The 21,471-nt window shown below is 70.0% G+C and carries 14 protein-coding genes; 4 read left to right on the top strand and 10 right to left on the bottom strand.

All coding sequences use genetic code 11. From position 1 onward, the window contains the following. Nucleotides 1-9: 9 nt before the first annotated feature. The 3 genes from OG205_RS18900 to OG205_RS18890 form a co-directional block, all read right to left on the bottom strand. The gene (locus tag OG205_RS18900; protein ID WP_330277549.1) at nt 10-2,880 is read right to left on the bottom strand and encodes an AAA family ATPase; all 2,871 of its coding nucleotides are present in this window, start codon (nt 2,878-2,880) and stop codon (nt 10-12) included. Between the two features lie 69 nt (nt 2,881-2,949). Beyond that, nucleotides 2,950-3,138, bottom strand: coding sequence for a hypothetical protein (locus OG205_RS18895; protein WP_330277548.1), 189 nt, complete (start codon nt 3,136-3,138; stop codon nt 2,950-2,952). Continuing rightward, on the bottom strand, nt 3,138-5,744 hold the full coding sequence (locus tag OG205_RS18890) for a type 2 lanthipeptide synthetase LanM family protein (protein WP_330277547.1): 2,607 nt from the start codon (nt 5,742-5,744) through the stop codon (nt 3,138-3,140). Before OG205_RS18890 ends, OG205_RS18895 begins: the two co-directional genes overlap by 1 nt. A gap of 142 nt (nt 5,745-5,886) precedes the next feature. Between OG205_RS18890 and OG205_RS18885 the strand changes: the two genes are divergently transcribed. Next, nucleotides 5,887-6,978 (top strand): helix-turn-helix domain-containing protein, encoded by a 1,092-nt coding sequence (locus tag OG205_RS18885; RefSeq protein ID WP_330277546.1) that lies wholly within the window; start codon nt 5,887-5,889, stop codon nt 6,976-6,978. A 2-nt stretch (nt 6,979-6,980) separates the two neighbouring features. On the opposite strand, the gene OG205_RS18880 is transcribed toward OG205_RS18885, so the two are convergent. After that, on the bottom strand, nt 6,981-7,571 hold the full coding sequence (locus OG205_RS18880) for a superoxide dismutase family protein (protein ID WP_330277545.1): 591 nt from the start codon (nt 7,569-7,571) through the stop codon (nt 6,981-6,983). A gap of 13 nt (nt 7,572-7,584) precedes the next feature. After that, nucleotides 7,585-9,978, bottom strand: coding sequence for a hypothetical protein (locus OG205_RS18875; protein ID WP_330277544.1), 2,394 nt, complete (start codon nt 9,976-9,978; stop codon nt 7,585-7,587). A 120-nt stretch (nt 9,979-10,098) separates the two neighbouring features. Between OG205_RS18875 and OG205_RS18870 the strand changes: the two genes are divergently transcribed. After that, on the top strand, nt 10,099-11,976 hold the full coding sequence (locus tag OG205_RS18870) for a S41 family peptidase (protein ID WP_330277543.1): 1,878 nt from the start codon (nt 10,099-10,101) through the stop codon (nt 11,974-11,976). Between the two features lie 54 nt (nt 11,977-12,030). Here OG205_RS18870 and OG205_RS18865 read toward each other — a convergent pair whose 3' ends face one another. After that, nucleotides 12,031-12,615: a hypothetical protein gene (locus OG205_RS18865; RefSeq protein WP_330277542.1), complete on the bottom strand. Its 585-nt coding sequence runs from the start codon at nt 12,613-12,615 to the stop codon at nt 12,031-12,033. Nucleotides 12,616-12,687: 72 nt separating this feature from the next. Continuing rightward, nucleotides 12,688-13,614, bottom strand: coding sequence for a LuxR C-terminal-related transcriptional regulator (locus OG205_RS18860; RefSeq protein WP_330277541.1), 927 nt, complete (start codon nt 13,612-13,614; stop codon nt 12,688-12,690). A 182-nt stretch (nt 13,615-13,796) separates the two neighbouring features. On the opposite strand from OG205_RS18860, the gene OG205_RS18855 reads away from it, so the two are divergent. Beyond that, nucleotides 13,797-15,590, top strand: coding sequence for a S8 family serine peptidase (locus OG205_RS18855; protein ID WP_330277540.1), 1,794 nt, complete (start codon nt 13,797-13,799; stop codon nt 15,588-15,590). Nucleotides 15,591-15,653: 63 nt separating this feature from the next. Here OG205_RS18855 and OG205_RS18850 read toward each other — a convergent pair whose 3' ends face one another. Beyond that, on the bottom strand, nt 15,654-16,886 hold the full coding sequence (locus OG205_RS18850) for a glycosyltransferase (protein WP_330277539.1): 1,233 nt from the start codon (nt 16,884-16,886) through the stop codon (nt 15,654-15,656). A gap of 97 nt (nt 16,887-16,983) precedes the next feature. Between OG205_RS18850 and OG205_RS18845 the strand changes: the two genes are divergently transcribed. Further along, complete coding sequence (locus tag OG205_RS18845; protein ID WP_330277538.1) at nt 16,984-17,733, top strand: PIG-L family deacetylase; 750 nt, start codon at nt 16,984-16,986, stop codon at nt 17,731-17,733. A gap of 54 nt (nt 17,734-17,787) precedes the next feature. Here OG205_RS18845 and OG205_RS18840 read toward each other — a convergent pair whose 3' ends face one another. Together OG205_RS18840 and OG205_RS18835 are read right to left on the bottom strand one after the other, a co-directional pair. Then, the gene (locus OG205_RS18840) at nt 17,788-18,387 is read right to left on the bottom strand and encodes an LPXTG cell wall anchor domain-containing protein (protein WP_330277537.1); all 600 of its coding nucleotides are present in this window, start codon (nt 18,385-18,387) and stop codon (nt 17,788-17,790) included. A gap of 137 nt (nt 18,388-18,524) precedes the next feature. Then, nucleotides 18,525-21,395 carry a bifunctional RecB family nuclease/DEAD/DEAH box helicase gene (locus OG205_RS18835; RefSeq protein ID WP_330277536.1) on the bottom strand — a complete coding sequence of 957 codons (2,871 nt, stop codon included), beginning with the start codon at nt 21,393-21,395 and terminating at the stop codon, nt 18,525-18,527. Nucleotides 21,396-21,471 lie beyond the last annotated feature (76 nt).

The raw sequence follows: 21,471 nt of genomic DNA, 5'->3' as shown, positions 1-21,471 counted from the left end.
TGATCGAAACTAGCGGCTCAGCGCGGCCGCATAGGTGGAAAGCGCTTCACGGTCTGGCTGGCCGGTCTTCGCGATGAGCGAGGCGACGTGCTTTTCCACCGTACGCGGCGAGATGTGCAGCCGGGTGCCGATCGCCTTGTTGCCCATTCGGTCGGCCAGCAGCACGAACACCTCGAACTCGCGCACCGTCACGCCGTGCCCGCGCAACTGACGCGGTACCTGTTCGGTGCCGTTGCGGCGTTGCTGGACCGGCGCTCCGGCCTGGCGCAGCAGGCCGCGGCACGCCGACGCCACCGCCGGGATCGTGGCCTGGTGGAAGTACTCCTCCGCCGAACGCAGCCAGGACACCGGATCGCCCCAGCCCGTCGCCTCCGCCGCGATCAGCCGCTGGCCCAGATGCCTCGCCAACGGATACAGCTCCGCGGCTTCCTGGGCCTGCTGGAAGGCTTCCAACGCCTCGGCGAAACGGTTGTCGCGACCGAGGAGTACGGCGTGCGCCAGTTCGGTGAACTGCCGGTTCCACCGCATTCCCGAGGCGGACGCCGCGGTCAGCTCCCAGTAGTCCGGCCAGCCGAACCGGCCGTCGAGCACGCCGAGCAGCACCCGCATTCCGTGCGTGCCGGAAAGGTGGAACGTGGTGGGGTTCTGCGATTCCAGCGCGAGCGCGCGGTCGAGCTCCGTCATCGCCAGCGCGTGGTTCTCCTCCAGCAGGGCGCAGAACGCGCGGGCGAGCCCGAAGCACAGCGGGTACTCCTGCGCCCCGTTCTTCGCGACCGCCTCGAACTCGCTGATGGCGTCATCTGTTTCGGCGCGGTTGCCCCGGTGCGCGGCCAGGGTCGCCTTCGCCATCAGCAGATAGCGGGTCAGCGCGTGGAACCGCAGGCGGGTCGTCGTGCGCAGGCACCGGTCGATCTCCTCGGCCGCCACGACGTAGTCCCCGGTCAGCACGGACTGCAGCGCCAGGATCGCGTCCACGTTGTGCGCCACCGTGATCGCGCCCGCCCGGCACGCCTCGGCGTGCGTGCGGCCGAGCGACGCGGTGCTGCCGTGCCGCAGCCAGTCGTTGCCCGCCAGGCGAACCAGCGCGTAGACGTGCTGGATCGGCATCTGGTGCGCGTCCGCGAGCGCGAGAGCCTTGCTGAAGCAGGTGTTCGCCTCGTCGATGTCCTGCTCTCGCGCGATGATCCCGAGCAGTTGCCACGCCTCGCACGCGACCGTCGGCAGTTGCGCCCGGTCCGCAGCGAGCGCCGCCTGCTTGGCGAGACCCGCGGCAGAGGAGATCCGGTCGGGGCTCGGGATGTTGAGCGTGAGGTAGGCGGAGTTGACGTCCAGCTGCGCGACCAGTTCGTCGGGCGCGTCCGGTCCGAGCAACGTCCTCGCGACGCGCACCTGTTCCACGCCTTCGGTGAACCAGCCGGCGAGGTAGGCGACGCGTGACAGTCGCGTGTGGAGCTTCGCGCGCAGCGGACCGTCCAGGCCCTGGAGATCCTTCATCTCCAGGGCGAAGGCGCGTTCGAAGTCGCCCGTCTCGGCCAACGCCGGCAGCAGCGTGTCCAGGACCTCGGCGCGGGCCTCGTCGGTGAGCAGGCTCTGCGCGCGGTCGAGCAACGTGACGGCCGACTCCGCCGCACCGCCCGCCAGCGCCCGTTTGCCCGCCTCGGCGAACAGAAGTCCTGCTCGCGTCGGCGATCCGGCGTCGAACCGCAGCTTCGCGACGAGCGGGCACCAGTCGCCGGGCAGACCGGCGTGCAGGTCCTCGATCGCGTCGGCCGTGCGCCACGACAGGTTCACGCGTTCGGCCGGCGTCAGCTGGGCCAGCAACGCGTCCGCCGTGAGAGGGTGCCGGAACGCGTACCAGTCCGGTGCGGGCTCGTCCGGCGTCACGAGCTGCGCGGCCACCCCGGCGTGCAGGTGGCTCAGCAGCGCGCGGTCGTCCGTACCGGTCACCTTCTGCACCACGGAGAGCGGGAACCGGTGGCCCAGCACCGCCGCGATGGACAGCACCTCGCGCCCCTGCGGTCCCAGCCTGTCCGTGCGGTGTGCGACGCTGCGCACGAACGCCGCCGGCACCGGCAGTTTCAGCTCGCCCAGCACCTGCCAGCCGTGCGCTCCCGCCACGAGAAGGCCACCACTCACCATGCCGTGCAGCAGTTCCTCGATGACGAACGGGTTCCCGGCGCTGTCCGTCCACAAGCGATCGACGAGCTCCGCCGGGATCAGCTCGCTCTCCAGACACGCGGCCGTCATCTGCCCGACCTCGTCCTGTGACAACCGGTGCAGCTCCACCAACCGGCCGGAGCCGCGTTGTCCCATCCGGTGCACGAGTTCCAGCGCGTGGCCGGGTTCGGTGCGGATCGTGGCGAGCAGCAGTACCGGCTGGTCCTCCAGGTTGTCCGCCAGGTACTCCACGACCGCGAGCGTCTCCGCGTCCGCCTCGTGCAGGTCCTCGAGCACGAGCAGGCACGGCGTCTTGCGCGCGACCGACGCGAGCAGCCGGAGTACCGCTTCTGCCAGAACCACGACAGATTCCGTCGTGGACCGGTGGTCGTGCCACTCCGGGATCAGCGTGCCCAGCACGGGTTTGTACGGGCCGAGTGCGGAGTCGTCCGGCGGTTCGCCGCGAAAGAGACCCAGAAGTGCTTCCGCGATTGGACGAAACGGCACCATCGGCCCGATCGTCGTGCCGCGTCCTTTGAGCACCCGCATGCCCTCGTCGTACGCGTGACCGGCCGCGTACCGGGCGAGCCTGGACTTGCCGATCCCCGCCTCCCCGGTGAGGAAGACGGCGCCGCCACGGGACTCGCGCGTGTGTCCGAGTGCCCCCGTGATGGCCGTGACCTCGCGATCACGGCCGACCACGTGGGGCGCTCTGGTCTGCATGTCTGGACCCTAACGGTCCTGCGCGGTTCTCCGTATCGGCTGCCCAGGCGTATTAGGGGTGAAAGTTTCCTACTTGTCGCTCACCGTGGTGTCCGAGATCGCGGGTGTGATGGCCACGAACGCGCTCATCGCCATGGTCACACCCATCAACGCACGCGCCCGCGCACCCGCGAAGGTCCTCGGCGCGAGCTCCATCTCCCCGATCGCGTGCTCGGCCGGTTCGGGCTGGTCGGCGGTGCGGTGCAGGGACTCGTTCATCAGGTGCACTCCTCTTTGTCGGGTGACGATTGCAGTAGCAGGACCGACGGGACCGGGAACCCTTGGCGCAGCAGGCCGTGACCGATGCCGGCCAGGCCTGTGAACAGGCCGGGTGACGGCACACCGCCCGGGGTGGCGCAGTGCGCGCCGTGTTCCTCCAGTGCTCCCAGCAACAACGCCGTGCGACGGGTCGCCGCGCTGGGGTGATGTGCGGCCAGTGCTTCGACGACGCCCAGTTCGCCGTGGCAGAGACTCATGTCCCGCAACGGTTTCCTGGACGCCAGCAGACCGGCCAGGCGCTCGTCGTCCCTGGCGAGCGCGGCACCGGCCAGACCGGTGCACCAGCCGGTGTCGGTCGGGTCGATGGCGTCGCTCTCCAGGAACGATCGTGCGGTCACGTCGGACAACTTGTCATGAAACGTTGCCGCATAACGCTTCAGAGCCCATCCGATTCCCGCATGGCCACGCGCGAAACCATTTGCGGGACAAATAGCGCCACGCAGAGTAGACGCGTAGTGATCGGCCAACGCGAGTGATTCCGGCGTGCCCACGGCGAGCATGGCGGCCAACGAGCCCGCTACGCCGTCAACGACGGTGAGCGACGAATCTTCTTGAGGCATCAGTCGCACGGCTTGCGTCAACAGCTCGCTGTCCAGGCCGAGCAACGAAGTGAGACGCGCGAGCCCGTAGCAAATGCCGCCCAGACCGTGGATCCCGCCGCCGACCGCCGTGACGAGCTCCGGCTCCCCGGCGAACATCTCCAGCAGCGCGGGCAACGGCCGCAGGGCGTCGCGCGCGAACTCCTCGTAGCGCGCGGCGCCGGTGAGCGCGCCCAGTTCGGCCAGGAACAGCGCGACACCCGTGTAGCCGTTGGACAGACCGGCGCCGAGCGGCTGCACCGTCCAGTGCCGGTCGTCGACCAGTTCGAGCCCGAGCCAGTTGACGCGGTCCTTGCCGGTGACGGCGTGCGCGAGGATCTGGTCGGCGATCCCGCACGCGGCGACCAGCAGCCGGGCCGGATCCGGATCGACCGGCGCGACGTGCCCGGACACCGCGACACCGCTGTGGTGCGACACCGGTCGCGGCCGCGACGCCAGCAGGGCCGTGATCACCCACTGCTGGTCGTGCCGGTCGACCTCGCTCATCGCCAGGATCTTGCGCGTCACGGCGTGCAGTCCGGGCTCCGGCAGCATCCCCGGAAGCCGGAGCCCGGACGCGGTCCACAGGTCGGTCGACCCGGGCCGGCACGTGAACAGCGGCACGTCTCCGCGCCACAGGTCGGAGACCTCGAACGGCACCAGCCGGTCGAGCAGCGGATCGTCGACCACCAGGACGCCGAACGCCAGGTCGCGGTCGAGCGCGTCGGCCAGCACGGACGGATGCGTCGACTCGTCCAGCAACCGCGCATACTGCCGTGTCGCGCGTGCCACGAACCGCACTTCTTCGTTCACACACGCCTGCACGAGCCGCAGCAGCTCGTCGCGGTGCGCCACGATCGCGTCGTAGCCCGCGCGGAACCCGGCCAGCAGCGAGTCCTGGTAGTCGGCGGGTTCGGCGGGCTGACCCTGCAGCAGCGGCCGGTTGAGCGCCCCCGACGACGTCTTGGGGCGCCTGACCAGCCGCATCCGGTCGGTTCCCGCGTCGGCCCAGTCGACCGCGTCCAACGGCGACAGCACGCCGTGGTCACCGCCGACCCCGGACACGTCCGCGACCCCGTTGTCGCCCAGCAGCACGTGGGGGAGCAGGGCCGTGCGGTGCACCGAACGCACCAGGGCGAGCGTCGCGGGATCCGTGTCCGGCGTGAGCGTGGGGTGGAACAGCGTCTCGACGTCCACGAGCACCGGCTGGTCGCCGCACGCGATGAGGTTCTCGTAGTGCATGTCGGTGCCGTCGACCGCGTAGAGCAACGCGAGCAGCGCGCCGAGCCTCTTGTAGAACTCGGCGACCCCGGCCACGTCCGCGCACGGCACGTACGGGATGTGTTCCAGCCAGCCGTAACCGTCGCGGGGGAGCAGTCGCGGCGTGCGGAACTCGATTCCGGTGCGCTGGGAAAGCCAGTCGAGTTGGTCCTGGAACCGCGCGTGCAGCCCGACCGGTCGTGGCCGGTAGATCAGCCTCCGGCCGGATTCGAAGGTCAGGATCGCGACGGTCCGGCCCTGCCGGTGCGCGTCGCCCTGGCCCATGTCGATGGAGATCAGCGCGCCGGGATCGGTGTTCCCGAAGATCGTCCGGATGATCTCCCCGCGATCGCGGGTGAAGCGCGACGACAGCTCGTGGTGCGTGGAAACCGCCTGCTCACAGGCCTGCGCTAGCAACCGCGCCAGCACCGGGTAGCGGTTGAAGACCGACGACAGGCTCAGCGTCCTGGTGAACTCGGTGAACCGCTCGGAGCTGCTGGGCGCGGTCAGCGTGTCCCGCGCGTCGTGCAGCTCCAGCACGAGCGTCCGCGCCGCGATGGCCACCAGCCGGCGGCCGAGCTGCTCGGCGAACGCCGCGTCGAACGGCGGCGCGACCTCCGTGCGGGACGCGTCGATCAGCGGGCGCAGAGCGTGCGCGAAAGCCGCTGTCCAGCTCTCGCCGGTGCTGGTCTCGGCCGCGGAGGTCACGCGGCCAACCTCGCACGCGCGGGCGGGCGGCACATGGGGACCAACCCCCCAGATTTGCGGGCGGACGTGAATATGGGGGATCGCCACCCATGTTTCGGCGGCCGATTCACCCGAGACTCGATGTCCGAGGGAGGGGAACGGGATGAGGGAGTTCGGAGAACTGCTGCGCACGCACCGCATCGGCGCGGGCCTCACCCAGCAACAGCTGGCTGACTTCGCGATGGTGAGCGTGCGGGCCATCCGCGACCTGGAATGCGGTCGCACCCGCTCACCGCGAGCCGAGACGGTGCGCCTGCTCGCCGACGGGCTGCGGCTCGACGACGCCAGCCGCGCGGACCTGCAACAGGCAGGAGGCCGGGCCGCCGGCCGCACCGCCGTGGCGCCGCCCGCGCCGGCCGGGCAGGCGGGCCTGATCGCAGGACGGGAGGCGGAGGCCGCGGCGCTGTCTGCGTTGCTGACGGAGGGACGGCCGGAGGCGGGAGGCTACGAGTCCCGGCGGCTGGTCACCATCACCGGCGTGAGCGGTGTCGGCAAGACCCGGCTCGCCCTGGAGGTCGCGGGCGAGCTGCACTTCCGGCACGGCTGGTCGGTCCTGTGGCACCCGGCGCAGCCGAGCCCGTCCGTCGACGACGACCAGGACACGGTCCTCGTCACCGATCGCCTGCCGGACCCGCGTCTGCTGGAGGCACATCCGCGGCTGCGGATCGTCGTCACGGCACTCGCACCGACCGGGCTGCCCGACGAGCACGTGTTCCCGCTGGGAGCGCTGGCCGACGACGCCGCGATGCGGGTGCTGCTCACGCACGTGCACCGGGTGCGGCCCGCGTTCAAGCCCGAGCCGGCCAACCAGGCCGCGCTCATGGGTCTCGTGCACGAGCTGGACGGGCTGCCGTCCGCACTGGAGTTCGCGGCCGGGTGGTTCATGGTCTACTCGCCGCAGCACCTGCTGGACCGGCTGCGGACCAACCCGCTCGACCCCACCTCGGCACACCTGCGCGACTCGCTGCGCCGCTCCCTGTCCACAGTGGACGACGAGGGGCGGGAGCTGCTGGTGCGGATGGCCGGGGGAGACGACGCCGGACCTGGCCGGTCCCTGCGGGACCTGTGCGTGCGCGGACTCGTCCGCCGCGTCGGATCCCGGCACGAGGTGCTGAACCTCGTCCGCGCGGCGGTGCTGGAACCGATGTCGGGGCCACACCTCGCGGGAGGGGTGGCCCTGACCGGACCCTGCTAGCGCTAAAAAGCTGCGGTCAAGCACGCGAGGCGGTCACCGGCGGTGCCCGCCTTGCCGTGCTCGGTGCTGGTGTGCGCGGCGTGCACGACGACGGCGTTCGCCTCGCCCTTGCGGAACTCCCACTTCACCGTCGCCGTGCCGGTCGCGGCGCCCTGCGCGTCGGTGGTGAAGTCCAGCCAGATCTCGTTCTGGGCGTTGGCGTACTTCGGGTCGACGCTCGGCGACACCGGGTCCTTCTCGTTCTGGTAGTGCGGGCCCGAGTCGGCAGGCTTGGCGCCGCACGGCTTGGTGTGCACGTGCGAGCCGTACTTCGTGCTCGGCAGCAGGCCGGACACCTTCAGCTCGACCGTCGTCTGTCCATTCACTACGGACGAGCCGGTGGAGAGCTTGGCGCCCAACGGGATCCGCGCCACGTCGTAGGTGATGCCCTTCGGCTGGTCACCGGACGCCGCGGGCGCCGCCACGTCGGTCTCGGCCACCGGCTTGACGGCCTGGGTCTGCGGTGCGGACGGGGGTGCGGGCTCGCTCGAACAGGCGGCCAGTCCTCCGGTGAGCAGTACGGCTCCCGCGAGGGTCGCCACAGTCGTGCGCATGTTTCTCCTTGAGTCAACTGCGTTCCAGGTTCCCATCCCCTCCACGTTCACGATCGGGTGACCGGTTCAGATCGGCCGAGACGAGGTCCGTGAGCGCGTCTCGATAGGCCGTGCACAGGTGATAATCGCTGTGAGTCTCCACTTTGTCCGGTGACCCGTTCGTCTCGCCGGCGCGCCGGTCGAGGTCGTTGGGTTCCCAGCCGTGCACGGGAAAACCCAGGTAGTCGGTGCGGCGCCACAGGTTGATCCAGTTCCTGCCCATCAGCCTGGTCAGCCCGCGTTCCGGTGTGCCGCCAGGATTGCGGCGCCACGGATCGCACGAGAACAGTGCGCCCGCACGGACTTCCGGTGTGCCCAGGACCGAAGGACCCAGCAGTTCGGGGAAGATCCGCCCGAAGTACGGCCGCAGCTGCACGCCGTAGGTGAGCAGCCGCACGCGCTGGAGATAGCCCTCCGGCAACGCGAACAGCGCCGCCACGGCCAGCACGGCACCCAGGCTGTGCGCGGACAGCACCACCCGATGATCAGGCGACTCGTCCAGGAACTCGCGGGACCTGTCCGCGATCTCCGGCACCGCGCGCTCCGCGTAGCAGGGCGGCGCGAACGGGTGGGCGGTGCGCGGCAGGAAGCACATCAGGTCCCACACCAGCCCGAGCGGCCGGCGGTTGGTCAGCATCCCCGCCCCGACGAACGACCCGATCACCGCGACCCCGGCGAGCCCGGTGACCCAGTCGCCCTTGCCCACCACCCACGTCACGCCCGGCCACTGCGACCACGAAGGCGAGGCGAACGCCAGGTAGCAGGTCAGCAGCAGGGCGAGCACGCCCAGCGTCGACAGCACGCCCGCCACGTTCTCGGCCCGGTGCGTCATCGCGACCACGTGCCGCACCCGCACGACGAGCACCTCGGCCTCGTCGTCGAGCACGGCGGGCTTGGTCAGCCGCGGCAGCAGCACGACGGCCTGCGCGATCACCAGCAGCACCAGCGGAACCAGCGCGACGGCGAACGCGGCGCTGAACCACGAGTAGAACGACGGCGCCTGAAGTCCCGTGCCGACCCAGCCCCGGAACGTCAGCACCAGCACCGTCGCCATCGTCACCGACGACGTCAGCGACAACCCCAGCAGCACACCGGGACCGGCGCCACGCCAGGCCTGCCACTGATCACCGTCCTGAGGCCGGGCACGCCACGCCAGCGCCCCGCCGGCCACGACCGCGCCGATCCAGGCGAGCGGAACCCAGTACGTGGCAACCATGAAAGCCACGAACAGCACGAGCAGGACCAGCGGCCCCTTGGCGTCGTTGCGCCGCCAGGACCACGCCGCCAGCACGGACCCGAGCAGCGCGACCGTGACGACTGGCGGCCCCCACGACGTCAGCCACAACGGCCCGCTGAACGCCGGCTCGATCGCGTACAGGCCGAACCCGTGCGCCACCAGCACGAGCACCGCCGAGATCATCAGCAGCCACGACCACAGGCCGCCCTTCTCGGTCGACGGCACGTCCGGGCAGTCGGTCGCCGTCACGACCACCCGCGCCATCACGACCGCCAGCACCCCGGCCGCGAGCACGGTCAGCACCAGGAAGAACGCGTGCCGCCACAACTGGGTGCTCGTCACCAGGACCACCACGCAACACCCCGCCGAGATGTGCAGCCGGGTGAGCCGGCGGATCCGCGGGCTGCCCTCCCACATCGATGCCCTGCTGAGCATCACGCCCGGCCGCCGCACGGGCTTGCGCCGCATCGTCGCCTGCTCGTACCTGTTGCGCGACAACGAGGTCAGCGCCACCAGCCCGAGCAACAGCAGCACCGGCACGACGGACGCGGCGAGCACCCTGACGTGCCGCGCGGGATCGCCCAGCACGTCCAGGAAGTCCGGCAGCCGCTTGCACGTGGTGCCGGGCAGCGAACACTGGATCGCGTAGACGTCGATCGCCACCTCGCACACCGCGAGCACCAGCAACACCGTCAGCCCCAGCCCGAAGAGCCGCGTGGAGGCCGCGCCGCGCCCGGCGTTCCACCAGACCATGTGCTTGGTCGTCGGCGTCGAGTCGTCAGGGAGTTTGCGGGACCAGTAGGCGACGTTCGCCAGCCCGAACGGCAGCAGCAACGCCCATCCGACGCGCCCCAGCACGTTCGCGAGCACCGACGGCACCCCGCTGCCCGGCACACCCGGACTGCTGCGCGCCATGCCGCCCCACGAGTACGCCTCGCGCCGGACGGCCGCGGGCACCTGCCCGGCGTGATCCGGCGGCAGCTCGGCGAGCTTGTCCGGCTTCGGCCGCCAGAAGCTGCCGAACCGGTCGCCGCGGAACTGTTCGACCGCGTGCTCGGGAAGGGCCAGCATCGCGTCCGGGGGTGTGTTGTTGACCCCGTGGATGCGCAGTTCCAAGAACCGTGGGTTCATGACCGGCCTCCCCTTTACTCCAGTTGTCGTCCTGAAAACTGCTCCAGTTAGCGGCCGAACGGGTGAAACAGGTGTATCCAGACGCCCTGGAAAGCCTCTACTGGACAAGGAGGCCCCACCATGACCACAACCGCTCACCCGAACGTCGCAAACTCCGTCGGACTCGCCGAGTTCCTCGCGACGGCCGGCACCCTCACCCTGGCGCAGCGCAAGCTCATCGTCGACCAGGCGCTGATCCTGCTGGAGCAGAATTACGCGCACCTGCCCCTCAAGGTCGCCATGCACGCGGTGAACCCCGTACAAAGACTCAGGGTTCTCCGAGCCAGACTCGAACGGCAGACCGACGCCACGGCCGAGGCCGAGTGGCAGTTCCACCGCGAGCTGTCGAGCACCTTCCACTCGGTGCGCGACCTGCACACGAACTACCTGCTGCCCGCGCCGTTCGCGGGCAGGATCGCCTTCCTGCCGTTCCAGCTGGAACGCTGTTTCGCCGCCGACGGCACCGAGCAGTACCTCGTCGCCCGCACGGTCGCCGGCTTCGACGACATCCCGGCCGGTGCCGAGGTGACGCACTGGAACGGCACGCGGATCGGCCGCGCGGTGGCGTTGAACGGCGCGATCTTCGCCGGCAGCAACACCGCCGCGAACCTGGCCCGCGGCCTCGAGTCGCTCACGTTGCGCCCCTTGGTGATCCAGCTACCGCCCGACGAGGACTGGGTGGTCGTCACCTTCCGCACCGAGGCGGGCGCCGCCGAGGACGTCCGGGTCGACTGGCAGGTCACGGAGAACCTCCCTCCGATGACCGACGTCGACGCGCTGAGCCCCGCCGCGGCCGCCCAGGGCGTCGACCTGGACTCCGACGAGAAGGCGCGCGCCAAGAAGTTGTTGCACGCGCCCAAGGTCGTGCAGGCCGAGGCCGCCGGTGGCGCGGTCGCGATGGCGTCCCAGGACGTCGCGACGACGATGCCCGGCGTGTTCCGGGCGCGTCCGGTCGCCACGCCGTCCGGCACGTTCGGGCACCTGAGGATCTTCACGTTCAGCGTCGACGACCCGCAGGCGTTCCTCGCCGAGTTCGTCCGGCTCGCGAACCTGCTGCCGCAGAACGGACTCATCGTCGACGTCCGCGACAACGGTGGCGGCCACATCTTCGCCTCGGAGTTCCTGCTGCAGACGATGACGCCGAGGCCCGTGCAGCCGGAGCCCGTGCAGTTCCTGAGCACGCCGCTGAACCTGCGGATCTGCCGACGGCACGCGGAGGACCCGACCGGCCAGATCGACCTCGGCCCGTGGTTCCCGTCGCTCGACAGCTCGACCGAGACGGGCCAGGCGTTCTCCTGCTCGCACACGATCACGCCGGTCGACGGGGCGAACGCGGTGGGCCAGACCTACCACGGCCCGGTCCTGCTGATCACCGACGCGCGGTGCTACTCGGCCACGGACATCTTCGCCGCGGGCTGGGCCGACCACGAACTGGGCCCGATCCTCGGCGTGGACGACAACACCGGCGCGGGCGGCGCGAACGTGTGGACGCACGGCCTTCTGAAGACGTTGTTGACGATCCCGGCGCCGGGCGACGCCGAGTCGCCGTACAAGTCGTTGCCCAACAAGGCGAACATGCGCGTGTCGATCCGCCGCACGCTGCGCGTCGGCAAGCTCGCCGGCACGCCGGTGGAGGACCTGGGTGTGCGCCCGACGCACCAGCACAAGGTCACGCGCGCGGACCTGTTGCAGGGCAACGTGGATCTGCTCGCACGGGCGGGAGAGCTGTTGAAGGCGCTGCCGGTGCGGCGGCTCGGAGTGGCGGTCGAGGGAACGACCGTCTCACTGGACACCGTGAACCTCGACCGGGTGGACGTCTACGTCGATGGCCGCCCCGCCACCTCGCTGGACGTGACCGACGGCGCGCACACCGCGACGTTGACCGCGACCGGGCGCGAGGTGCGCGTGGAGGGGTTCGCGGACGGGCAGCTGGTGGCCGCGCGCAAGGTCGCCAGCTGATCGAGCGGGCGCTTCCGGTGACTCCATGACCGGAAGCGCCCGCTCTCTCAGGAACTACCTCGTGAACGTGTACGCGCGGTCGGAGGCCAGAGCCGCCAGCTGCGCGTCGATGCCCTGGGTCCAGGCCTGGACCCAGACGACCTCACCGTTGCGGCGGAAGTTCCGCGCCGACGTGATGCCGAACTGCTCGTTCTTGGCGAACACGGTCAGACCGCCCCGGTGGTCGCTGACCTGGCCGGTGCACGTGGCGAGCTGCTCGCAGTACTCCTTCGGCGACAACGTGTGCTGGCCCGGAGCGTTGACCTGCGTGTACGTCGTGACGTTCTGGCCCTTGTAGGTGAAGCTCACCGTGTTGCCCATGTACTGCATGTCGTCGAACACGCCCTCGGCCTCGCCACCCCAGTTGCCGGACGAGACGTTCTGCGCGCCGCGGAAGGCCCGCGGGTAGGTCCGCTGCTGCTGGGCGGTGAACGCGTCCGCCTGCTTCTGCAGTTCTGCCTTGGTCTTGTGGACCGGCGTGACGTCCTTCGGCGGCCACACGAGGTCCCCAGAACCCGATGCCGACGCCGTCGCCGTGCCCGCGAGACCGATCAGTGCGAGGCCCGTCAGGGCAGCCGCCATCACCTTGCGCATGCGCATTGTTGAATCCCCCTGGTGAGAACCTGCTTGCTGTGGGTGAAGACGCCGCAAGATCACCGGAGGTTGCGTCGGTTACAGCCAGCCTCGCCGCATGGCCTGAACGCCTGCCTGGAACCGCGTCTGCGCCCCGCACCGGTCCATCAGCTGCCGCACCCGCCGTTGCACGGTCCGCGGCGCGAGCCCGAGCTGCCGCGCGATCGACTCGTCGGTCAGCCCGGCGGCGAGCAGGCCGAGCAGGTTCGGGTCCACGTCGGCCGCCGCCGCGTAGATGCCGCCGGGGCTGAACGGGATTCCCTTGTCCCAGTACAGCTCGAACGTCGACCGCAGCACGTCCAGCAGCGCGGACGGCCGGATCAGCAGGACCTTGTCGATCACGTCGCCGGACGCCACCGGCAGCACGGCCGCGTGCGCGTCGATCACGGCGAGCTTGAACGGCAGCGTCGGCGTGACGCGGGCCCGTTCGCCGGCCGCGACCAGTTCGATGATCTCGGTGACGCGGCCGGGCAGGTCGACGGCGGACCTGTCGTAGACCACGCGCCACTGCACGTCCCGCTGCCGCGTCGAGTCCTCGAGCTCGGCGTGTTCCTCCTGCGGCGACAGGTACGGCGGCTGGTCCAGGACGCAGACCTCCTCGCGCGCGCCGCCCAGCAGGGTGCGCCACAGATCGCGCACAGCGTCCTTTCCGGACACCACCTCGACGAACGCGTTGTCCGCCAGCTCCTCGTCGCGGTTGCGCAGGTACAGCTCCATCAACGGGCCGACGTCCGCGCGGGCCCGGCGGTTGGCCTCCTCGCGGGCGGCGATCAGCGCCTCCACGGCGAGGTCGGGCGGGACGGCCTGCCACACGTCGCCGGGCAGGTGCCGGACCATGCCGAGCTCCCGCATCGACTCCAGCAGGGCGGCCGAGACGCCGATCTCGTCGGTCGTGCGGCTGCCGCCCGTTACCAGAAGCTCGTAAACAGCGGTCTGTTCCGCGTTGACGCCCAGGTGTCCCAACACGGCCACATTGTGCGCCATTCAGAGCAGTACCCCTGTCGTGAACACGCCAGTGTCGTTAAACGGCCTCCGCTAGACCTGTTTTCGCAGGTGTGACCCGGCTTACGGTCCCCCCACCTCCGCAGCCGGTTCAGAACACTGACGCCCTCAACGGCACGCGAAGGCCCTGCGTGGAAGGACCTCACGTGAACGGATTGCGACGCACGACCCTGTGCGCCGCGGCAGTTTCCGCCGCCGTGTTCAGCGTTGCCTCACCCGTCAGCGCAGCTCCAAGCCAGATCCAGTCCCAGCCGGACTCGACCCAGGTGAACCGTCCCTTCGAGCGGCTGATCGTCGGCTACAAGCCCGGCACCGCCGAAGCCTCGTCCGACACCGCTGCCTCGGACGACGCCCGCAAGAAGGGCAAGTCCCTGCACCGCCGCACGGCGAGTGGCGCGGTCGTCGTCGACCTCGGCGCGAAGACCACGAACGCCGACAACACCATCCAGGCGTTCAAGAACGACCCGAAGGTCGCCTACGTCGAGCCGGACCTGCTGATGCAGCCGTTCGCCGACCCGAACGACACCGAGTACTCCCGGCAGTGGGACCTGTTCGAGGCCACCGCGGGCATGAACGTGCCCGGCGCGTGGTCCAGCACGACCGGCTCCGGTGTGACCGTCGCGGTCATCGACACCGGCTACGTCGCGCACAGCGATCTGGCGTCCAAGGTCGTCGCGGGGTACGACTTCGTCTCCGACTCGGCGCGTGCCCGTGACAACAACGGCCGCGACTCTAACCCGGCCGACGAGGGCGACTGGACCGCACGCGGTGAGTGCGGCACCGACGCGAACGGCCAGCCCGTTCCGCCCGCCGACCAGGGTTCGTCCTGGCACGGCACGCACGTCGCCGGCACGATCGCCGCGGCCACGAACAACGGCAAGGGCATCGCGGGCATCGCCTACGACGCCAAGATCCAGCCGTTGCGCGTGCTCGCCAAGTGCGGTGGCGCCACCTCGGACATCGCCGACGCGATCACCTGGGCGTCCGGCGGCACGGTGAGCGGCATCCCCGCGAACGCCAACGTCGCCAAGGTCATCAACATGTCGCTGGGCGGTCAGTCGTCCTGCTCGACTACCTACCAGAACGCGATCAACGGCGCCATCAACCGCGGCACCACGGTCGTCGTCGCGGCCGGCAACTCGAACGCCAACGCCGCCAACTTCACCCCGGCGAACTGCTCCGGTGTCATCACCGTCGCGGCGACCGGCCGTGAGGGCAACAAGGCGTTCTACTCGAACTTCGGCACCCGCATCGACATCGCGGCTCCCGGTGGCGAGACCCGTCGCGGCACCGACACCCCCGGCACCATCACCACGCCGGAGAACGGCATCTGGTCGACGCTGAACGCCGGCGCCACCACCCCCGGTGCCGAGAACTACAAGCCCTACCAGGGCACGTCGATGGCCGCCCCGCACATCGCGGGCCTCGCGGCACTGCTCGTGGCCAAGAAGCCGTCGCTCACGCCGGCCCAGGTCAAGGACCTGATCAAGACGAACTCCCGTCCGCTCCCCGGAACCTGCTCCGGTGGCTGTGGCGCGGGCCTCGCGGATGCCGCCAAGACCGTGGCCGCCGTCGACACGACTCCGCCGCCGTCCGGTGGCCTGGAGAACACGACCGACGTCGCCATCGCGGACCGCGGTGCCGCTGTGACGTCGTCCATCACCTCCACGGTGACGGGCAACGCCTCCTCGGCCACCAAGGTCGGCGTGGACATCGTCCACACCTACCGCGGTGACCTGGTGATCGACCTGATCGCGCCGGACGGCACCGCCTACCGGCTGAAGAACTCGTCCACTTCGGACAGTGCCGACAACGTGGTGGCGACCTACACGGTCAACGCCTCGTCCGAGGTCGCGGCGGGCACGTGGAAGCTGCGGGTCCAGGACGTGTACACCGGTGACACCGGGTACATCAACTCCTGGAACCTGACCCTGCGATAGCTCCACGAGTTCGCCGAGGGGCGGCGCCTTCCATCCCGGAGAGCTGGGGGAGGCGCCGCCCTTTCACATCCGCACGAGCTTCCGGTTGCGGTGCACGATCCGTTCCAGGTAGTCGGCGACGTCCCGGATCGACGGCAGCCCGAGCACGTGCCGTTGCGCCCGCCGCACGCCCGCCCGGATCCCGTCGTCCGTCAGCGCCCGCTGACAGGCCTGAGCGACCGCGTCGGAGCTGAAGTCGTGCACCCGCACACCCAGCTGGAGATCGCTGACCCGATGAGCGTTGTGCATCTGGTCGTGCAGGACCGGCAGCACGGCCGACGGCACCCCGGCCCGCATCGCCTCGCGAACGGAGTTGTACCCGCCGTGCGACACCAGCAGGTCCGCGCTCTGCAACAGCAACGCCTGAGGCAGCGACTCGACCAGGTGCACGTGCGCCGCCGTGGCCTCCACCGGCAGCCCGCCGGTCAGCACCACCGCCTCGCACTCCACAGAGGACAGTCCGGCCACCATCGCCTCCAGGTGGGCCAGCGGCGAGCGGTCCAGGGCCTGCGGGGGCAGCGCGTCGAAGTCGAACAGCTCCGCCGACGACTCGGACTCGAACACCCCGCCCGAGGTGGAGGTCGAGGCCACCACCAGCGGCCGCGACGGGTCCAGGTCCGCCAGCCACTGCGGCAGGCGTTCCCCGGCACTGTGGTGCGACGGCTGCTGGAAGGCGAACGCGGGCGGCATCGGCTGGCGGGCGAACGAGTAGCCCGGCGGGACCGCGTCCAACCGGCCGTACCGGTGCGCCGAGTCGAGGGACTCGTGCAGCGGGCGGCGCAGTTCCGCACGGCGTTCGTTCAGAGCGTTCAGCAGCGTCAGGCGGTCCATGTACTGGCCGACACCGGTCGGCGTGGTCACGTGCGGCACGCCCAGGTGCTCGGCGACGAGCAGGCCCGCGAACTCGATTCCGCCGCGCAGCACCAGTTCGGGCCGGAACTCGGTGGCGACCGGCAACAGCGCCTGGACGGCCGCGGTGATGTGCGGGCCCGCCGCGAACTCGACGATCATCTCGTCGGAGAACGGGTCGTAGTCCGGTGGGAGCGTGAGCACCTCGCCCTGCAACAGGTCCGCGAGCTGGTCGGCGATCTCGGGGAATACGGCGGCGACCCGCACCGGCTCGTCCGCGAAGCCGCGCAGCACCGACGGAGGGCCCGCCACCAGCACCTCGTGGCCGAGTGACGTGAGCATCGCGACCAGCGGCAGGGTGGCCCTGGCGTGGGCGGCCGAGAACGCGACTGTGCACAGCACGCGCACGGCGTCCTCCCCGCGGCCGAGGGTTTGTTCCCCACCTTAGGGAGCAGTGGGGGCGCGGGGGAATGGCGAAGTTCCATTCACAGGTAACGTCGCGGACATGGCGACATTGGTGACGTTCCACGCCCACCCCGACGACGAGTGCATCGTCACGGGTGGCGTGATGCGCAAGGCGTTCGAGGAGGGACACCGGGTCGTGCTCGTCGTCGCGACGCGCGGGGAGGCCGGGGAGGTGCCGGACGACCTGGCCGAGGGCGAGGAACTCTGGCAGCGCCGCGTCGTGGAGACGCACGCGTCGGCGGACCTGCTGGGCGTCGCGCGCGTGGAGTTCCTGGGATACCGCGACTCCGGGATGATGGGCGACGAGCTCAACGGGCAGCCCGGGTCGTTCTGGACCGCGGACGTCGAGGAGGCCGCCCAGAAGCTCGCGGCGATCCTCGTCGAAGAGGACGCGAAGGTGTTCACCACGTACGACAGCTTCGGCGGCTACGGCCACCCGGACCACATCCAGACGCACCGGGTGGGCATGCGCGCCGCGGAACTCGCGGGCACGCCGGCCGTCTACCAGGCGATGGTGCGGGAATCGGAGTTCCGCGAGGCGTTCCGGCTCGCCGGGATCGAGGAACCGCCGCCACTCGGCGAGGACGCGGTATCGGAGTCGGAGATCAACGTCGGCGTCGATGTCGCGAAGTACCTGGAGGTGAAGCGCGCGGCGATGCGCGCGCACGCCTCGCAGATCCCCGAGCAGTCGTTCTTCCTGTCGCTGGACGAGCCCACGTTCGCGCACGCGTTCGGCACCGAGTGGTTCATCCGCGAGGGCCACGGGCCGGCCACCGAGTTGGACCTCTAGCAACGAAAAGCGGGGCGGTCCTCTTCGGACCGCCCCGCTTTCAGTTCAGCTGGTTCAGGCGCTGCGACGGCGCAGGAACAGCAGGGTGCCGGCACCGGCGCCCACGAGCCCCAGACCCGAGAGCAGCAGCCACATCGGGGACGCGCCGGTCGCCGCGAGGGGCGGTTCCGGAGCGCTGCCGCCGGGAGCGGCCGGGGTGGTGGACGGCGGGACCTCGGAGGACGAGGGCACCTCCGGAGACGTGGTCGCCGGCTTCGTGGCGGTCGTCGTCGTGGTCGTCGTGGTCGGCGGCGCCTTCTTCACGCACGGCTCGACGGTCTTCGTGTCCGTGTAGTTGTAGCCGTCCGACGCCGTCACGACGAGCTTGAACACGTGCTTGACCGAAGCGTCGAGGTTGTTCCACTCCTTCGAGAAGGACTCCTGGAACTCGGGCTTCTCGATCGGCAGCTTCGTCTCACCGTCCAGGACGGTGACGGTGTTCTTGGCCTTCTTGTTGTACTGGGTCAGGTTGACCGACACCTTGGTGACCTTGGCGCCCTCGTCGCAGGACGCCGTCCACTTCGGGGTGTGGGCGCTGGCAGGCGTCGACAGCGCCAACGTGGCGAGTGCAGCGGTGGCGGTCACCGCGAACGCGCCGAGAACTCTACGTGCCAACGAATCTCTCCTGCTCTTGCTTTGATGCGTGGCGGGGCCGAGCACACATTCATGATCTGAATCACCCGACCGGGTGAACCGGGCCACGCTAGCAACCGAGCGGGGTCGAAAGGTCACCGTATGACAACGCTACGGTGTCACCACGGATAGATCCTCATGTTTTCTGTTAGGCCGATCGTGCCCGCGACGAGTCTCATCTGCTCCACGCCCCGCACGTCGGCGTCCAGCAGCCGTGGCGAGCAGATCATCACGGCGAGCGTCTGGGCACGGGACAGGGCCACGTTCAATCTGTTGCGTGACAAAAGAAAGTCCAGGCCACGCGGCAGGTCCACGGTGGACGACGACGTCATGGACATGATGACGGCGGGTGCTTCCTGGCCCTGGAAGCGGTCCACGGTGCCTACCCGAGTTTCGCCGAATCCCGCATCGGCCAGCCGTCGCCGGATCACCCGCACCTGCAGGTTGTAGGGCGCCACCACGAGAATGTCCGCATCGGTCAGTTCGCGCGTTTTGCCGTTGTCCGTCCACGTACGACCGACGATCGCGCGCACGGTGTCCACCACGGCTTCGGCTTCCTCGACCGACGACGTGATGTTGTGACGGTGATCGACCTCGCGCAGGTAGATCCCGGGCTCGATGCCGGAGATCGACCGATGCGCGGCGGATTCGTGCGAATGGAGCAGACCGGCATAAGAAAGTTCGGACACCGGACGGCAGACCGCCGGGTGCATGCGCCGCGTCTCGGCCAGGAAGTAGCCCAGATGCGCGGGGATCACGTCCGCGTCGCCGAGCAGATGGCCCAGCGCGGAGGCGTCCGAACCGGGTGGGTGCACACCCTGCACGACCTGTGGCAGTTGCTGCGGATCGCCCAGCAGCACGAGGTTGCGCGCCGCCGTCGCCACGGCCACCGCGTCGGCCAGTGCGAACTGCCCGGCCTCGTCGATGATCATCACGTCGAACGGCTGCGCCTTGATCACGGCGTTGGAGAACGTCCAGGCCGTGCCGCCGACCAGGTGGCCCTGCGGGTGTTCTTCACGCCACCGGGCCAGCGCGCCGTTGTCCTTCGGCTGGTCCCACGGCAGGCCCTCTACGGGCTTCTTCTCCTTGGAACGCTTGGCCATCGGGATGTCGGGATCCACTGAGGACAGCACGTTCTCGACGGCCTTGTGCGACGTCGACGTCACCGCGACGGTCTTGCCCTTGTCGATCAGGTGCCGCACGAGCTTGGTCGCGAGATACGTCTTGCCGGCACCGGGCGGTCCCTGCACGGCCAGGGTTCCGCCATCGAGCTGGTCAACGGCCTTGATCACGGCCTGCACCACGTCGTCGTGCTGCGGCAACGGTTGCGCGGGCGGCGTGCGCAGCAACAGGTCGATGCCGGGGTTGCGGGGGAGCAGCGGCAACAGGCCGACGGCCTGCTCGGCCAGGTCCGCGACGGCCTCGTCCTTCGGCGACGCGGGCACCGGACTGCCCGGCAGCACGGCGATCGGCAACTCCGAATGCTCCTGCGAGTTGCTCTCGGTCAGCACCAGCTCGTACGGGTTGTCGTCCGCCACCACGGCGTTGCGTGTGACGTTGCCGGGATACAGCAGCCGAACCTGTTCCCCGGAGCCGAACGGATGCGGCCGCTCCGGATCGATCCGCGCGTGCACCTGCCGTTTGTGCGTCCGGACCCGCCCGGCCGGCGGCACCCAGTCCTCGGCCTTGAGCGTGATCGGCACCGCGCAGTTGGAGTCGGTCTCCAGGTCGGAGATGGGCGCGAGCGCCTGCCGGAAGTAGTCACCCCACGCCGGACTCGCCTCCCGCCGGTGATACCCGACCGTCGCCGCGAACAGGTCGTGCCCCTCGGCGATCAACGGCTCCGTCAGCGCCGCCATCCTGCGCGCCCGCTCGGCCGCTTTCTCGCGAGCCGCCTCGTCCTGCTCCTGCGGCGGCGCGGTCTCGATCTCGCGCTCGAGCTTGATGGCGTGCAACAGATCCCGCAGACCACGAGTGGGAACCTCGTCGTCCAGCAACGGTTTCAGCGCCGGCAGCGTGTACTCCCGAGTGGACACCCGCAACACCCGTCGTGTCAGCGCGCCGAGATCGACGCACCGTCGCACGAGCTCGTCCACTTCGGACTCCTTCGTCGCCGTCCGCGCGGCCCGCCCGGCGAGATCGTGCGGCGTGAAGTGGTAGACCGTCCCGGCGGGCGTCCGGTCGACGAACTCCTCGAACGTCCCCTCCCACCCCGGCGTGCGGAACGTGTCGCCGTCGACCTCCAGGAACACGTCGTCCTCGGCCGGCTCCGGCAGATTCGCCAACGCCTCGGGCGCCACGACCTCGTAGGTCGTCACGCCGGTCCGTTCCTGCTGCACCTGAAGCCGGGCCTGCGCGGTCAACGCCGTGAACGAGGCAGGCGACAGCGTGGCGGGCCGTTCCTCGGTCGCCGCAAGCGCGTCGATCGTGTCAATGCCGACCGAAACTAGCTTCCGCCGCTGGTCAGCCCTCAAACCCGCCACCAGCGAAAGGTCCCGCGCCTCCTCACGACCAGAAGCGCAGTGACGAGCGAACCGGCACCCGTTGCACGCGGCCCGCACGTCCCCCCACGACCGCTGAGGCGCAGGTGAGGGCTTCGCGAGCCGCGTACGGAGACGTCCCAGCAGAGGCAGGAAGTCGGCGACGCGGAACGCCGTCCGCCGCCCGTCGACGATCAGGTGCGCCCGCGCGGCCCCCAGCGCCTCAGCGGCCGCGACGAGCGACAACACAGCCAGGGGAGTGGCGTCTGAGGCCTCGTCGCACGGCTCGTAGCCCTCGGAGGTGCGCACGAGGGTCTGAGCCGTGCAGTGGAAGACCCCGTCGAAGAACACGGCGTTCTCGACCAGGTCCGCGCCGGACCGCATCTCGGCTGCCGTCTGAGCGGCCTGCTGGTGCAGTTCGGCGGGGTCGCCACGCCGTTCGTCACGAGCGAGGAAGCTGCGGTGCTCGCACTCGAGCAGGTCGACGAGGTCGGACGGGCTGGCGAGCATGGGCACCGATGGTAATGCGCCGTCCGGAACGACAAGGGGCCGTCACCCACCCGAGGTGGAGGACGGCCCCTCATCG

The organism is Lentzea sp. NBC_00516, assembly GCF_036346835.1.
Lineage (GTDB): Bacteria > Actinomycetota > Actinomycetes > Mycobacteriales > Pseudonocardiaceae > Lentzea > Lentzea sokolovensis.
This window is presented reverse-complemented; position numbering and strand designations above follow the sequence as displayed.

Coding starts and splice junctions, on each gene's coding strand:
- OG205_RS18900 (WP_330277549.1), bottom strand. CDS start 2,880: ATGCAGACCAGAGCGCCCCACGTGGTCGGCCGTGATCGCGAGGTCACG.
- OG205_RS18895 (WP_330277548.1), bottom strand. CDS start 3,138: ATGAACGAGTCCCTGCACCGCACCGCCGACCAGCCCGAACCGGCCGAG.
- OG205_RS18885 (WP_330277546.1), top strand. CDS start 5,887: ATGAGGGAGTTCGGAGAACTGCTGCGCACGCACCGCATCGGCGCGGGC.
- OG205_RS18880 (WP_330277545.1), bottom strand. CDS start 7,571: ATGCGCACGACTGTGGCGACCCTCGCGGGAGCCGTACTGCTCACCGGA.
- OG205_RS18875 (WP_330277544.1), bottom strand. CDS start 9,978: ATGAACCCACGGTTCTTGGAACTGCGCATCCACGGGGTCAACAACACA.
- OG205_RS18870 (WP_330277543.1), top strand. CDS start 10,099: ATGACCACAACCGCTCACCCGAACGTCGCAAACTCCGTCGGACTCGCC.
- OG205_RS18865 (WP_330277542.1), bottom strand. CDS start 12,615: ATGCGCATGCGCAAGGTGATGGCGGCTGCCCTGACGGGCCTCGCACTG.
- OG205_RS18845 (WP_330277538.1), top strand. CDS start 16,984: ATGGCGACATTGGTGACGTTCCACGCCCACCCCGACGACGAGTGCATC.
- OG205_RS18835 (WP_330277536.1), bottom strand. CDS start 21,395: ATGCTCGCCAGCCCGTCCGACCTCGTCGACCTGCTCGAGTGCGAGCAC.